Here is a 15,078-nt window from a genome sequence, read left to right on the forward strand (position 1 = left end):
ATCTTACTCATCTGGAGTCTTCGCTGCATTGCCTCTGGGCGTTAACAATTGCTGTGAGGTTATGTCTTTGGCATAACGACAATCTACTTGCGGGCGTATTACATCACGCAAATAAGCGGCAATTTCATAAACGGCACGCCGTGAATGACTTAAGTTTTGCGCAGGTTTCATCCAGTCACGGTTGACGGGTAGAGGGGCAGCAAGCGGCGTGCTATTGATACCATTTAAGGCAAATTGTCTACGCGCACGCGCCATGTGGTAGCTATCTGTAATGAGGTAAACGTGACGCAGTGGAATACGTTTGGCAGTGAAACGCGCATTTTCGCAGGTATTCATACTGGCGTTTTCGCTTATTAATCCGTCGATACCATGCTCTATAAGCCATTGACCTAACCATGGCGCTTCAGCACCACTTAGTACAATGGGCAGTGGTAGATCGTGATAAGCGCTAGCAGCAGTACGGGCGCGATTGAGACTATAATCGTTGAGGATGGTTTGATTGTTATGATCATTGGTAAGTCCGCCGCCCAATACCACGTAAGCGGTAGCCGGTGAACGCATCGCCGTGGCGGGCACGTGCGGTAAAGGCAAGAGGGTAAATAAATAAACAATAACTTGAGAAAATAGCGGCGTGAATAAGCTGATAAGTACCAAAATAACAGCCGTTGAGCCAAGCAAAAAAGTGATATTAATGATATGAAACAGTTTCATCATACGCTCAGCAGAGCGCAAATAATACTGCCATAGCCGCTTAGACCATGACTGTTTAGACCACATGCTCATCGTGTCCAATAGAGCCGTCAGAATTTACCCAAACTGGTTCACGCGATAACTGAACGCCAAATTTTTCATAGACAGCATCAGCAATATGTCGTTGGGCACTTGCCACATCATCTTGGGTGGCTTGATAAGGTGTGTGGTTGGTAAGCACCAGTGCTTGCTGCTGGTGAGTCATAATTGGGGCTATACCACCACCTTTCAAACCCGCTTGCTCAATCAGCCAACCTGCGGCAACTTTCACTATCGCATTAGGCATAGGGTAACCAACGATAGCAGGATATGTTACTTGTAGACTCATAAACTGTTTTTGAGAAATAATAGGGTTTTGAAAAAAACTGCCACAATTGGGAAGCTGCTTGGGGTCGGGCAGTTTTTGCTGACGAATACTGATAATTGCCTGCATGACATCGGCAGGAGTGGCTTGCTGACGTCCTTGCTCTTTAGCATAGCGTTGAGCTACTGTTTGTACATCGCCATAACTGGCGAGGATTTTGTTTGGATCGGTATGTAATTTAAAGCCCACGCAGCTAATTAACCATGTATTAGGCGCGCGTTTAAATATACTATCGCGATAGCCAAACTGACAGTCTACCGTGGTTAAGTGATGCCATGTCTTGGTTGGTAGATGGTAGGCACGTACATACTCTAAACAGTCCTCTAATTGGACACCATAAGCGCCGATATTCTGAACAGGTGCTGCACCAGTCAGACCGGGTATCAGTGCAAGGTTCTCCAGCCCATACCAACCTTGATTGACAGTATAGACCACCAAGTCATGCCAGTTTTCACCTGCCATCACTTCAATATCGACATAATCATCAGTTTGCATGATTAAATTAATACCGCGCATCTGCGGCTGTAAGACAATCGCCTTTAACTGGGCTGGCAATAACACGTTGCTACCGCCAGACAACACAAATAATGGCAAATTAGGCTCTGTACCTTTTGCATGGCTTGCCATAAAAGCATCAAGCTGAGCTTCATCTGTTAATGCGATGACAGCGTCAGCGACACAGGCTAAAGCCATAGTATTGTCATGTGATAGATCGACCAATCGATTGGGTAATAAATGCTCAGGTAAATGAGTTGTCATGGCAGATTGAGCACTAAAATCAAGGCGTGAAGCTGAGGTCATAACATAGCCTATATGGCAAATAAATAACGAATTATGCGGCATTTATTATAAAGGATGCGAGACATAAAAGTAGCAAAAGATAGATTGTATCATTAGCACGCCTTCCAACTTTCGATCCAAGCTTGCGCGCTTGATTCAATACGCTCAATCACTTCTTCAAAATCGTCGCTATCCCCTTTATAAGGGTCTGGCACATCGTCGCCGCCATAGGTAGGATCTTCTTCACTGAACAAAGCCAGTTTGGCCAAATGATCTTCTGTATCTGCCAAGCTATCTTTGATGGCCTGTAAGTCGGCTAGGTTCTGTGCATCCATCGCTAAGATTAAATCAAAATTGCGAAAGTCGTCGGCACTGACTTGCCGTGCAATTAATTTGTTAATTTTATAGCCATGCGACTTTGCATGACGCTGAGAGCGCTCATCGGGTGTATGACCAACATGCCAGTCACTTGTTCCTGCTGAATCCACTTTAATTGATAATCCAGCAATCGCTGCTTGTTGACGGAATACTTCCTCAGCAGTGGGCGATCGGCAAATATTTCCTAAACAAACCAATAATACAGACGATGGCGTACAGGTTTTCATCAGCATAACATGACCTTTTATAACAAAAAAACACGCCATAAAAAACCAGCGTGGTGCGGCTTTTATCAGCATGCAATCGATTGAATAAATCAGATGGCAGAGTAACGGTTAATGTCTTGAATGGCAAGGGCATAGGCTGAACAATATGGTCATTTGATGGCTAATACCAAAAAATAGGATTGGCTGTATCAAACTCGCTCAGCCTGCAATGCATCGTACGTGCACTTGTCTCTCTTGCTACTCTTGGTTACTCTTAAAACGTTGAAGATCACGGCGTTCTTTTTTATTGGGTTTATTGTCAGGGCGGGCAAGATTGGCAAGTTTGCGCTGCTCGGCATAATAAGCGCGGCGCACTTCGCTCTCCTTGGTCTCTGAGTATAACACTTGAGCAGCGTCAGCATTACCACGTTGGGCGGTTAGTGCTTCGACGACGACTGTTTTTTCAGTCATGGCGGTGGCTGAGCCTTGGCGAATGGTCAACTCGTCACCGACTGAAATCTCTTTGCTGGTTTTGACACGGCTACCACCATAATGTACCCGTCCACTTTCGATGGCTTGCTTGGCAAGGGTGCGTGTCCGGTAAAAACGCGCGGCCCACAGCCACTTATCAAGACGAATCTTAGCTAACGCTTGATTTTTATCATCAATATTGTTTTTCATAATAGCCACTCTCTACTAACTTCAAATTTTGTATTTATAATCAATAAGATTAGGGCATATTTAATTTTTGCAAATAGATTTTATAATTGTGGTTTAGTTACACCACTGTTCCTCACAAGGGACACCGTCATTGTTGCCATCCATCTTCGTATTCGGACAGTTATTACTAAAGTAAGTGGCTTCTGCACAAGAAGTCATTTGCGAGCAATGCTGTCTGCCATCACATGCAAAGCTTGGCGTTGCTGGCGGTGTACTTAATGCTGGCTTTACTACTGGGGCTGATAACGTCTCTAGGCCTGAATCAACATACGTTGGCGGTATGTCATCAAAGTCAGTAGATGTGGATATGGAGACAGGAGTAGTTGAGGTATCAGTCGCAACATCAATGGTAGTATTACTTGTTGAGCTGTCAGGTTGAAGCACTTTATACACTGCAAATGCCAAAACTAGCAACATTATGATAATCAATGTGTTTTTCATAACTGACCAGTGCCTGTTGATAAATGCTGAAAGTCAATAAGTGCTGAAAGCGAACCGTTGCCATCAATTCATTAGTAGCAGTTGTTCAATTGATTAAAAAACTGCTACTAATGATAATTTATACTTACGCTGACTACTTTAAAAACAACTGATAGCCAATATTATCGTTCAGCATTGTACAGTCATAGCCGATATCAAGTAGCGCGTCCTGTAGTTGACGGGAATTGCCTTCAGAGGCTTGCAGGCCGACCAGCACACGTCCTTCAGCAGCGCCATGATTGCGATAATGGAACAAGGTGATATTAAAATCGTCGCCCAATTTTTCTAAGAACGTCAATAAGGCACCTGGGCGTTCTGGAAACACGACTTTTAATAATTGCTCGTTTTCGATATGAGCATGGCCACCAATCAAATGACGAATATGCGATTTTGCGATATCATCATCGGTTAGATCGTGGGCTTCATAACCGTCAGCTGCCAACTGATTGCTGATGGTCTGTCGCTCTTTTTCGCCTTCTTTTAAGGCAATGCCGACGAAGATTGCCGCAGGCTCCATAGAGTCAGGTGATTTTTTACTATCAGCGCGGTAGTTGAATTCAGTGATATTACGTCCGTGTAGGCTACGGCAAAAGTTTAAAAAAGCGCCCGTTTGCTCAGGAATAGTCACACCAAAGATCGCTTCTTTTTTCTCACCAATTTCGGTACGCTCAGCGATATAACGCAAACGGTCGAAGTTCATATTGGCACCGCAAATGATGCCGACGCAGTTTTTGCCTTGCAGATTATTTGCCTTGATATATTTTTTCATGCCAGCCACTGACAAGGCACCAGCAGGCTCAACGATACTGCGGTTTTCTTCAAAAATGTCTTTGACAGCGGCACAAACTTCATCATTGGTACAAGTAACGACTTCAGGCTCGACCACAGGACCAGAATGATCGCTTTTTTGCATACGCACCACGTCAAACGGCAGCTCGCCAATTTGCGCCACTGCCACACCATCAACAAACAGTCCGACTTGCTCAAGCTTAACGCGCTCACCCGCCTCAAGCGCGGCTTTTAAACAGGCGGATTGGTCCGCTTCTACGGCAATCACTTTGACATGCGGGGCAACTTCCCCCAAAAATGCGGCAACACCAGATATCAGACCGCCGCCGCCAACCGCCACAAAAACATAGTCCATGTTACGCCACTGCTGGGTTAGCTCAAGTCCAATAGTGCCTTGTCCAGCAATCACCAGCTCATCATCATAAGGCGGGATAAAGGTCAGACCTTCGCGCTCAGCACGAGCGATCGCGTAACGGTTGGCTTGATCAAAGCTATCACCGTGCAGATCGACATTGCCGCCAAGCGCTCGTACGGCGTCGACTTTGATATCAGGTGTGGTGGTTGGCATGACTATGATGTTGTTGAGCGATAATTTGCGAGCAGAATAAGCAACGCCTTGCGCGTGGTTGCCAGCTGAGGCACAAATCACCCCACGTGCTTTTTGCTCATCACTCAATTGGCTAATACGGTTGTAAGCACCGCGTAATTTAAAGGATTTGACTGGCTGTAAATCTTCACGCTTGAAGCGAATGTCATTGGCAAAACGTTGGGTCAGCTTGGGTGCAGCTTCTAGTGGTGTTTGAACAGCAACGTCATAGACAGTGGCTTGCAAAATGGCTCGTACCCAGTGTGACAGCATAGTGTTTCCTAAACAAATTGTGAATATAAAAAGTGAAATAGATTAGCCTATGCTGATTTTGATTGTCTTGCAAGACACAATTGCAGTTTTTGCGGTGAATTGATGCTTTGATATGAATTCATTACAAATGAGATGAGTTTTTTAGGGAAATTCACGTCCTAAACACTTGAGTTATTTTCATATGTCTGTATTATTGGACGTATGGAAATAACTACTGCTATCGCAAGCTTTGCTGCGCTCTCTCAAGATACTCGTCTAAAAGCCTTTCGGTTGCTTGTCAGTCAAGAACCTGATGGCCTGCCTGCGGGTGAAATAGCTCGTCAACTGGCCGTGCCGCACAACACGATGTCAGCGCATTTATCTGTGTTGGCACGAGCAGGGTGGGTGGTCTCAAAAAGGCACAGTCGGCAGATAATCTATCGCGCGTCGCTATCTCATATGGAAGCTGTGGTTCAGTTTTTATTACAAGATTGCTGTGCAGGACACCCAGAATTGTGTGCGTCGTTGCTTGACAGTTTGAGTGGATGCGAAAGCACGTCATCCAATTGCAATATAGTTAGGTCAACATAACTAAAATAAATTTCATGCCCAATAACTATATTTATAAAACAGACGAGATGTGTAAAACAAACAAAACCGATAAAACAAAGAGGTCGCAATGAAGCCATTGATTTTTCACAACCCTAACTGCGGTACATCTCGTAATACCTTAGCCATAATGAAAGCGTCAGGTGAGCACCCAGAAGTGGTGGAATATCTTAAGACCCCACCAGCTCGTGACTACTTGGTTGAGCTATTGGCAAAAATGGAAATCTCACCAAGAGAGCTATTACGAAGCAAAGAGCCGATCAATGATGAGCTAGGTTTGAATAATCCAGAGCTTTCTGACGATCAAATTATCGATGCGATGATGGCGCATCCTATTTTAATCAACCGTCCTATTGTACTCACTGACAAAGGCGCAGCATTATGCCGACCTTCAGAGCGTGTGTTTGAGTTATTAGAAAACCCTGTAAGTAGCTTTACGAAAGAAGATGGAGAGATTGTGCATCATGGCAACCCCTAAAGATCAAGTAGCAAAAGCAAACCTTGGATTGACTGATTTGGAATCAGTAGCGTTAGAAAGTATAAATTTTAATGATTTACCCAATATTGACCCAAATCACATACAACCGATCGATATTGAATCTTTGATTGGTGAAAGTGATCCGCGTCATCCGCCTAAAATATTAGTCTTGTACGGCTCTTTACGCACGCGCTCTTTTTCTAAACTGGCAGCTGTAGAGTCGAGCCGTTTATTGCGTTGGTATGGCTGTGAAGTAAAAATGTTTGACCCCTCGAGTTTGCCTTTGCCCGATGATGCGGACGCTGAGCATCCCAAAGTACAAGAGTTACGAGAATTGGCACAGTGGTCAGAGGGCATGCTTTGGGTCAGTCCAGAACGTCATGGCAGCATGACCAGTATTATGAAAGCCCAAATCGATTGGATACCGTTGTCACTTGGTGGTGTGCGCCCGACCCAAGGCAAAACGCTGGCTGTGATGCAAGTGAGCGGCGGCAGTCAAAGCTTTAATACAGTCAATCAACTCCGTATTCTCGGTCGTTGGATGCGTATGATTACGATACCCAATCAATCGTCTATTCCAAAGGCCTTTTTAGAGTTTAACGACGATGATCGCATGGATATGTCTCCTTTATATCTGCGTATTGTTGATGTCTGTGAAGAGCTGGTAAAGTTTACTTGGCTCACACGTGGACGCTCTGCCTATCTAACTGACCGTTATTCAGAACGAGTAGAAAGCGCTGAAGAACTCTCGCAACGCGTCAATCAAAAATCGATTTAGTCTCCTTGCCACATTCGAAGGTTAAGATTGGCTAGATTGAGTCTGCTCAAATAAAGGTGTTTAATGCTTGCATTTATTATTTTTATTGTAACGTTGGTTTTGGTGATATGGCAGCCGAAAGGATTGGGTATTGGCTGGAGTGCGCTTGGTGGGGCATTGGTGGCCTTGGCTTTTGGTGTAGTGCAATGGTCTGATGTCGGTGTCGTTTGGGATATTGTCTGGGACGCGACCTTTACCTTCGTGGCGCTTATTATCATCTCACTTATTTTAGACAGAGCAGGGTTTTTTGGTTGGTCGGCACTACATGTGGCAAGACTGGGCAATGGGCAAGGGCGCTTACTGTTTCCTATGATCGTGATTTTAGGGGCATTTATTTCGGCGTTTTTTGCCAATGATGGTGCTGCCTTATTACTGACGCCCATTGTCATTGCCATTCTGCTGCGTCTTAAGTTTTCGCCTCCCTCTGCGCTCGCCTTTATTATAGCCACTGGATTCATTGCCGATACCGCAAGCTTGCCATTGGTGACATCGAACTTGGTCAATATCGTTAGTGCCAATTATTTTGATATTGGCTTTGGACGTTATGCAGCGGTCATGGTGCCCGTTAATATCGTCTCTGTTATCGCGACGTTAGCAGTGTTATGGGTGGTATATGCTCGCCACATTCCAAAGCACTATTCAATGGATAATTTGAGCACGCCCGCATCTGCTATCGAAGATCCGTTGGTTTTTAAGGCAGCGTTTCCGTTATTGGGCTTATTGCTTATTGCTTATTTTTCTACCGAGTCGTTAGGGATTCCTATTTCTTTGGTCACTGGTGCGGCTGCGTTGCTACTCATGGCAATCGCAAGCCGCTTCTGGCAAGGCGGACGTGGAGCCGTGGTTTCTGTGCTCGATGTGGTGCGTCACGCCCCTTGGCAAATTGTATTGTTTTCAATCGGTATGTACTTAGTTGTTTATGGTTTGGGCAATGCTGGCTTGACCGATTATGGTGCGCAAGTTTTGAACTGGTTAGGGCAGCAAGGCGCTATTATTGCAACGTTAGGCACAGGGTTTTTATCTGCCATTGTGGCGTCTGTTATGAACAATATGCCAGCGACGCTGGTCGGCGCACTGGCCATTGATAGCGCGCAAGTACCCGAAGCAACTCGCGAGCTAATGATTTACGCCAATGTGATTGGTAATGATTTGGGGCCAAAGTTTACGCCTATTGGTAGTCTTGCGACCCTATTATGGCTGCATGTATTGGCCGAAAAGGATTACAAAATCAGTTGGGGCCAGTATATGAAAATTGGTTTGATTATCACACCGCCTGTGTTATTAGCGACATTGCTAGCGTTAGTATTTTGGTTGCCTTATTTGTCGAATTTTTAAAAGACTGGATCGTGACTATGCTATTAGCATGGGCTTTACGCTGACATCTAGCAAAGTCATCGGTTATAATAGTCGCGCATTTACCTCTTTGAGCCTTTTAATTCTTTTAAGACGATACGTTTATTTTACCAAGGATTTATGATGAGTGATCAGCAAGCCCAAAAACAAGCTGCCGCCAAAGCAGCGCTAAGCTATATCGAAGATGACATGATACTTGGCGTGGGAACGGGTAGTACGGTCAATTGTTTAATTGAGTTATTGCCAACATTGAAACTTGCTGGTGCCGTTGCTAGTTCACAAGTGACGGAAGACAAGCTACGCGCTCTTGGCATTGAAATCGTAGATTTAAACTTTGCGGGGACGCTTGATGTGTATATCGATGGCGCTGATGAAGTAAATGCGAACCTGCAATTGATAAAAGGCGGCGGCGGCGCGCTCACTCGTGAAAAAATAGTGGCAGCTGCGTCAAATAAGTTTGTGTGTATGGTGGATGCCAGCAAAAGTGTCGAGATACTAGGACGCGCGTTTCCAGTGCCGATAGAAGTATTGCCACAAGCACGCTCGTACGTGGCACGGCAGTTAGCCCGCTTGGGCGGTGAGCCAGTTTACCGCGAAGACTTTGTCACCGATTATGGTAATGTGATTCTTGATACGTATGACTTGGATGTTAGTGATCCGGTCGCGCTTGAACAAACCCTTAATAACATCGTAGGTGTGGTATGCAATGGTATTTTTGCTGCCAATCAAGCCGATGTGCTACTAAAAGCCAGCAGCAATGGGGTAGAGACATTGCTCCGTTAATCGGTGGCTAACGGTTGGATAAACACAAAAAAGGCAGACCACAATATATGTGATCTGCTTTTTTTATTTGCTGCTGTTTGTTTTTTACAATACTATTTTCAGATCGTCATTTTAAAGCAGACAAGATACATTCAGTAACGCACTACTGTTAAAATTTTTCTTGCTTGCTGTTCGCAAGCGTGACAGAGGCTGCGAAACTTCTCGTTTAAAGATAAGCATACCAGTAGCGCTTTCTTCTTTTCAAAACGAATTGATAACAGTTACTCGGCTAAGCTGGTAGCTTAATTTTGTCTTTTAATAAAAACTCCATCAGGGCTTTTTGTGCATGCAACCGGTTTTCTGCTTCATCCCACACCACTGAACGTGGATCATTGAGCATATCATGAGAAATCTCCTCACCGCGATGCGCTGGCAGGCAATGCATAAACACCACTTCGGGATCGGCCTTGTCCAGCAATGAGGGGGTCACTTGATAAGGGGCAAAACGGCGGGCGCGGGTGTTTTGTTCAGACTCTTGTCCCATACTTGCCCATACATCGGTGACAATTAAATTAGCGTCTTTTGCGGCATCTTGTACGTTTTCTACCAAGCTGACACAATGAGAAAAACGCTCCATCAGCTTTGGGTCTGGCTCAAAGCCATAAGGCGCGGCCACACGTAGCTCAAAGCCAAACTGATTGGCCGCTTGCATAAAGGAAGAGCACATATTATTGCCATCACCGACCCATGTGACGATTTTATTTTCGATACTACCGCGATGCTCATAATAAGTTTGCATATCAGCAAGCAGCTGACAGGGGTGAAATTCATCAGTCAGCGCATTGATAATGGGCACGCTGGAATATTCTGCAAAAGTCTCAACTTTTTCGTGACCAAAGGTACGAATCATGATGATATCGACCATACTGGAGATCACGCGTGCTGAATCTTCTAATGGTTCGCCGCGTCCAAGCTGGGTATCATTTGGCGATAAAAAGATAGCACTACCGCCAAATTGACCCATACCAGTTTCAAAAGAAATACGGGTGCGCGTAGAAGATTTTTCGAAAATCATACCAAGCGTACGGCCAACGAAGGGCTGATATATCTCGCCCGCGTGTTGCATCTTACGCAATTCACTGGCCCGTTTGATCAGAGTTTCTAGTTCTTGTTTGGTTAAATCAGATAAGGTCAAAAAATGGCGCAAACTCATAGTAATCCTAGCAGTTAATCGCAGTCAGTGAAGCGTTATCAGTCTCTAATAGCATCGCATTAGTGCGCATACTGGGGTGACAACAAACTTTTAGTATAGCGCAATTACTTCCAATGTAAATGTTCAATTTGCGCTAAATGATAAGTCACTTAAGGAGACCATTCATTCGTCGTTATCTTATGATAGTCATGCTTGTATGCGTTTTGGGCGCATGGTCACACGACACAATAACTCATAGCTAATGGTGTCGGCATGTACGGCTACCTCGTCAATATGTGGCGCATCACCCCACAGCATTACCTGACTATCTAACAAAGCAACGTCCTCTGGTACGGCGCTGACATCAATGACAATCATGTCCATTGCCACGCGGCCAATCACAGTGCAAAGGTAGCTTCGGTTATTCGTGCTATCGATAACAGAAACATAAGCATCGCCATTGACCACGCGTGGGTAGCCGTCTCCGTAGCCCACGCTCACCAAAGCCGTTTTGGTATCTTGCTGTGCTACCCAGCGACTACCATAACCTATCGCGTCATTGGCGCTGACCGTCTGCAATGCGATAATCTGTGCGCTAAAATTCATTGCTGGTTGTAAGTCTAACTCATGCGCGCTTTTATCAATGACTGGTGAGCTACCATACAGAATAATACCTGGACGTACCCACTCATGATGATGCTCTGAAAAATTGACGATGCCTGCTGAATTGCACAATGACCCTTTAATATTAGCGCTAATGGTTTCTCGTAAAGCTTTTAGGACATTCGTAAAACGCTGTATTTGCTTGGAATTTAGCGGATGCGTGCGGTTATCAGCATTGGCAAAATGCGTCGCTAGTATTAGCTGATATCCTGCCTCGTGCAGACGCTTAGCCGCTGTCATAACACTTTCGGCGTTAAAACCTAGGCGATTCATACCCGTATTGTATTTTAGCCAAACCACTCGGGTTGCACTATTCGCTGGTGGTATATTGTCTAGTGCCCACTCTAACTGCGGCTCATGATGAATCACACAGCTAATATCCTGTTCAATGGCCTGTTGCCATTCATCAGCGGTAAATGCGCCTTCTACCAAACCAATGGTTTTTTTCCAGCCCAATTGTCTGGCTTCTAGTGCTTCTATAAAGGTAGCAACACCGATACCATCTGCTTGTTGAAGGGCTGGCAATACTGCCGCGACCCCGTGACCATAAGCGTTGGACTTTACCATCGCAAGGACTTTGGCCTGTGGTGCCATTTTTTTAACTTGATTAAGATTGTGAGTGATGGCTTTTGGTTTGATAGTAAGGGTACGCATAATCGCCTTCTTTATTAGCAAAATGTCGAAATTATAGTGTGAAGGTATAAAGCCAGCGATGCATCAAAAACGGGCTGATGTACCACTGGCTGTTTTTATAAAACATTTTCTTATTGGTATTTTTGGCTCGGCTCAGATACGAGCGTTGCCTCTGGCTAGGTATGTATTAGGGCGTATTATTCATCATTCTCAAAACTGACGCCTTGGTAATACTCTGGCGTCAGATTGATAAAGCGGGTAAATTGTCCTTCAAAACCCAAACGTATGGTGCCGATAGGACCGTTACGCTGTTTACCGATGATGATTTCAGCCACGCCTTTGTGATCTGAGTTCTCATTATAAACCTCATCGCGATAGATGAACATAATCAAGTCGGCATCCTGCTCAATTGCACCAGATTCACGCAAATCCGACATGATCGGGCGCTTATTAGGGCGGTTCTCTAGACTGCGGTTCAGCTGCGATAAGGCAATCACTGGACATTCAAGCTCACGCGCCAGCGCTTTTAAACTACGAGAAATCTCGGAAATTTCCCCAACACGGTTGCCATCTAGGTTCGGTACTTTCATCAACTGTAGATAATCGACGATAATTGCCCCCAAACGGCCATCATGGTTTTTGGCGATACGGCGACAGCGTGAGCGCATCTCAGACGGCGGCAGGGCGGTGCTGTCATCGATATATAAATGCTTAGACTGCAAGTGCTGAATGGCATTCATCATTTTTGCCCATTCATCTTCGTTCATTTGTCCAGAGCGCAGATGCGTCTGATTAATTGCGCCCCATGATGACAGCAAACGCATGACAATGGACTCAGCTGGCATTTCCATCGAAAACACCACCACTGGCAAGTCTTCATTAAACAACACGCCTTCTGCCAAGTTCATGGCAAAAGTGGTTTTACCCATAGAAGGACGGGCGGCGACAATGATCAAGTCGCCCGCTTGTAGACCTTGGGTTTTGTTATTCAACTCAGCAAAGGGCGTTTGCAAACCAATCATGCCGTCTGGGTTGGATTTTAGCTCTTGTATTTTATCGATGACATTGGTCAATACGGAGGTAATACCGACAGGACCACGCTGTTCTGCGCGTTTATTATGTTGCTCATTAATACTGAATATCTTGCCTTCAACACTGTCTAAAATGTCGCTGACCGTCTGGTCTTTCGGATTATAGGCAAGTGATAACATCTCATTGCCAGTGGTAATCAGCTGGCGTAGCGTGGATAACTCACGTACGCGCTGAGCATAAGCGGTGAGATTGAATAATGTGGCAGGACTTTGGCTTAAAATATCTGCCAAATAACCGTCACCGCCTGCGCCTTTAAGCAGTTTTTGTGCTTCCAACCAGTCATGAACCATGACGGTATCATAAGGCTCATTGACCGCCGCCAAATGTGCAATGGCATCGAAAATATACTGGTGCCGTCCTGCATAAAAATCGTCTTTGGTGACGATATCTGCAATCTTGTCGTACGCCTCTTCAATACTCATCAAAGACGCCAGCAATGCCTTTTCGATATCGATATTGTGCGGCGGTGTTTGATTGAGTAAGTCGTCAGTTTTGTCGGTATCTGCCATGAGTGCCTAGTGATTCAAAAGTCAGTATAGAGTATAAAAAGTTACGTGCTGTACACAGGTATTTTAGGAATGGTATTGAACAATCAACGCCGTTCATTATTACGACTCTACGAGAGCAGTATAAAACGGGGTCTCAGGGTGTATCAGTAAATGCTACAATCAAAGGCGAAAGTTTAACATATTATGTGCTTTTTTTAGATGCACTAAAAAACTAAATTTGGAACGATAGGTTTTGATAGATTGAGAAATAATATACAGTCAATCTACTATGAAATAAAATCATAAAAATAAAGGTGTCGCTATTATGCAAAAAAAACAACCGTTATTAATCACGACGGGTGAGCCAGCTGGTATTGGTATGGACATTGTACTGATACTCGCAGCAGAGAATAAGTTGCAAGATTTTGCTCGTCCAGTTTGGGTAACGGCTGATGCTAAGGCGATGCAAACCCGTGCAGATGAGCTTATGGCTGCTGGCGTACTCAAAAGCTGCCCACCTTGGCAAACGGTAGATGTAAATATAGAAGCTAATAATTTTTTAAAACACTTATCACAGCAAGGTGCTGACGATAACAATGCTTTTATTTTGTTAAATATATCTTGTGTTGCTCCAGTAACTTCTGGACTGATCAATATCAGTAACTCAGCGATGGTAGCAAAACAGCTAGAAATTGCCCATAAGCTGGCAAATGACAAAACAGTAGCGGCTATCGTCACGGGACCACTACAAAAATCAGCGTTGATAGAGGCAGGTATTAAGCTGCCCGATGGCACCATGTTTAGCGGTCATACCGAATTTTTTATGCAACAAAGTGGTTGTGAAAAAGTGGTCATGATGCTCGCCAATCAAGTCATGAAAGTGGCATTGGTGACCACGCATTTAGCGTTAAAAGACATTCCTGCTGCTATTACGGCAGACAATGTGCGCCAAACTGTGCAAATCGTCGTTGATGATATGCGCGAGAAGTTTGGTTTAGCGCAGCCGCGAATTTTGGTGTGTGGTCTCAATCCGCATGCGGGCGAGGGCGGACATTTGGGCACTGAAGAGATTGAGATTATTAATCCAGTGCTGCAAGAATTTATCAGTGCGGGCGTTGATATATCAGAAGCGATGCCTGCGGATACGTTGTTTACTTCCAGACATTTATCAAACTGTGACGCAGTGATTGCCATGTATCATGACCAAGGATTGCCCGTATTAAAATCGCACGGCTTTGGCGACACAGTCAATTTAACCTTGGGTCTGCCATATATTCGTACCTCGGTCGATCATGGTACGGCGCTTGATTTGGCAGGACGTGGCGGCGCGAGTGCGACAAGCTTATACCAAGCATTAATAATGGCAAATGAGATGGCAGACAGATCGATTGTCGATATACCTCTTGCATAAGTCAGTGCCTTAGGGATATTTTTCACGCAGTACTGGATAATTTTAGCGTCAATAATGCCTGTTTATGAACCATCAAACATACTCTGATATAAGTGGTTCCATTATAGTAGTCTATTTTGGGTTGTCTATTAATAGGCTTGAGGGGTGTTAATTGATGGTTCCGCTGGGGTATACCTTAATTAAAACTTCTTATCAATTTTACTAAGTAATTTGATTATTACATTTTGATATTGCCATTGTTGCCCATGATAAACAAAAAAAGCTACGATAGATTG

General features: G+C 44.6%; 15 protein-coding genes. 6 read left to right on the forward strand and 9 right to left on the reverse strand.

Annotated features, from left to right (window positions below):
- Positions 1 to 3: 3 nt before the first annotated feature.
- The 6 genes from M917_RS12605 to ilvA form a co-directional block, all read right to left on the reverse strand.
- Positions 4 to 777 (reverse strand): YdcF family protein, encoded by a 774-nt coding sequence (locus tag M917_RS12605; RefSeq protein ID WP_021815251.1) that lies wholly within the window; start codon positions 775 to 777, stop codon positions 4 to 6.
- On the reverse strand, positions 767 to 1,873 hold the full coding sequence (murB, locus tag M917_RS12610) for a UDP-N-acetylmuramate dehydrogenase (RefSeq protein WP_040642845.1): 1,107 nt from the start codon (positions 1,871 to 1,873) through the stop codon (positions 767 to 769). The genes M917_RS12605 and murB overlap by 11 nt, the downstream gene beginning before the upstream one ends.
- A 134-nt stretch (positions 1,874 to 2,007) precedes the next feature.
- The gene (locus tag M917_RS12615; protein ID WP_084606276.1) at positions 2,008 to 2,505 is read right to left on the reverse strand and encodes a low molecular weight protein-tyrosine-phosphatase; all 498 of its coding nucleotides are present in this window, start codon (positions 2,503 to 2,505) and stop codon (positions 2,008 to 2,010) included.
- A 231-nt stretch (positions 2,506 to 2,736) separates the two neighbouring features.
- The gene (locus M917_RS12620) at positions 2,737 to 3,159 is read right to left on the reverse strand and encodes an RNA-binding S4 domain-containing protein (protein ID WP_021815254.1); all 423 of its coding nucleotides are present in this window, start codon (positions 3,157 to 3,159) and stop codon (positions 2,737 to 2,739) included.
- 93 nt (positions 3,160 to 3,252) lie between these two features.
- Positions 3,253 to 3,639, reverse strand: a complete 387-nt coding sequence (locus M917_RS14605; protein WP_040642805.1) for an excalibur calcium-binding domain-containing protein — start codon at positions 3,637 to 3,639, stop codon at positions 3,253 to 3,255.
- Positions 3,640 to 3,772: 133 nt separating this feature from the next.
- Complete coding sequence (gene ilvA / locus M917_RS12630; RefSeq protein WP_021815257.1) at positions 3,773 to 5,326, reverse strand: threonine ammonia-lyase, biosynthetic; 1,554 nt, start codon at positions 5,324 to 5,326, stop codon at positions 3,773 to 3,775.
- Positions 5,327 to 5,527: 201 nt separating this feature from the next.
- Between ilvA and M917_RS12635 the strand changes: the two genes are divergently transcribed.
- From M917_RS12635 to rpiA, 5 genes are all read left to right on the forward strand, one after another.
- On the forward strand, positions 5,528 to 5,896 hold the full coding sequence (locus tag M917_RS12635) for an ArsR/SmtB family transcription factor (protein ID WP_040642806.1): 369 nt from the start codon (positions 5,528 to 5,530) through the stop codon (positions 5,894 to 5,896).
- Positions 5,897 to 5,984: 88 nt separating this feature from the next.
- Positions 5,985 to 6,392 (forward strand): arsenate reductase (glutaredoxin), encoded by a 408-nt coding sequence (gene arsC, locus M917_RS12640; protein ID WP_021815258.1) that lies wholly within the window; start codon positions 5,985 to 5,987, stop codon positions 6,390 to 6,392.
- A complete protein-coding gene (gene arsH, locus M917_RS12645) occupies positions 6,379 to 7,170 on the forward strand; it encodes an arsenical resistance protein ArsH (protein WP_021815259.1) in 792 nt (263 codons plus the stop codon). The genes arsC and arsH overlap by 14 nt, the downstream gene beginning before the upstream one ends.
- Before the next feature lie 63 nt (positions 7,171 to 7,233).
- The gene (locus M917_RS12650) at positions 7,234 to 8,544 is read left to right on the forward strand and encodes an arsenic transporter (protein WP_021815260.1); all 1,311 of its coding nucleotides are present in this window, start codon (positions 7,234 to 7,236) and stop codon (positions 8,542 to 8,544) included.
- A 141-nt stretch (positions 8,545 to 8,685) separates the two neighbouring features.
- Positions 8,686 to 9,345 (forward strand): ribose-5-phosphate isomerase RpiA, encoded by a 660-nt coding sequence (gene rpiA / locus M917_RS12655; RefSeq protein ID WP_021815261.1) that lies wholly within the window; start codon positions 8,686 to 8,688, stop codon positions 9,343 to 9,345.
- 268 nt (positions 9,346 to 9,613) lie between these two features.
- Here rpiA and argF read toward each other — a convergent pair whose 3' ends face one another.
- From argF to dnaB, 3 genes are all read right to left on the reverse strand, one after another.
- Entirely contained in the window at positions 9,614 to 10,537 is a 924-nt protein-coding gene (gene argF, locus M917_RS12660) for an ornithine carbamoyltransferase (RefSeq protein WP_021815262.1), read from the reverse strand.
- 186 nt (positions 10,538 to 10,723) lie between these two features.
- Positions 10,724 to 11,833 (reverse strand): alanine racemase, encoded by a 1,110-nt coding sequence (gene alr, locus M917_RS12665; RefSeq protein WP_021815263.1) that lies wholly within the window; start codon positions 11,831 to 11,833, stop codon positions 10,724 to 10,726.
- 176 nt (positions 11,834 to 12,009) lie between these two features.
- On the reverse strand, positions 12,010 to 13,413 hold the full coding sequence (dnaB, locus tag M917_RS12670; protein ID WP_021815265.1) for a replicative DNA helicase: 1,404 nt from the start codon (positions 13,411 to 13,413) through the stop codon (positions 12,010 to 12,012).
- 304 nt (positions 13,414 to 13,717) lie between these two features.
- Between dnaB and pdxA the strand changes: the two genes are divergently transcribed.
- A complete protein-coding gene (gene pdxA / locus M917_RS12675; RefSeq protein ID WP_021815266.1) occupies positions 13,718 to 14,803 on the forward strand; it encodes a 4-hydroxythreonine-4-phosphate dehydrogenase PdxA in 1,086 nt (361 codons plus the stop codon).
- Positions 14,804 to 15,078 lie beyond the last annotated feature (275 nt).

Origin of the sequence: Psychrobacter aquaticus CMS 56 (assembly GCF_000471625.1) — a bacterium.
Classification (GTDB): domain Bacteria; phylum Pseudomonadota; class Gammaproteobacteria; order Pseudomonadales; family Moraxellaceae; genus Psychrobacter; species Psychrobacter aquaticus.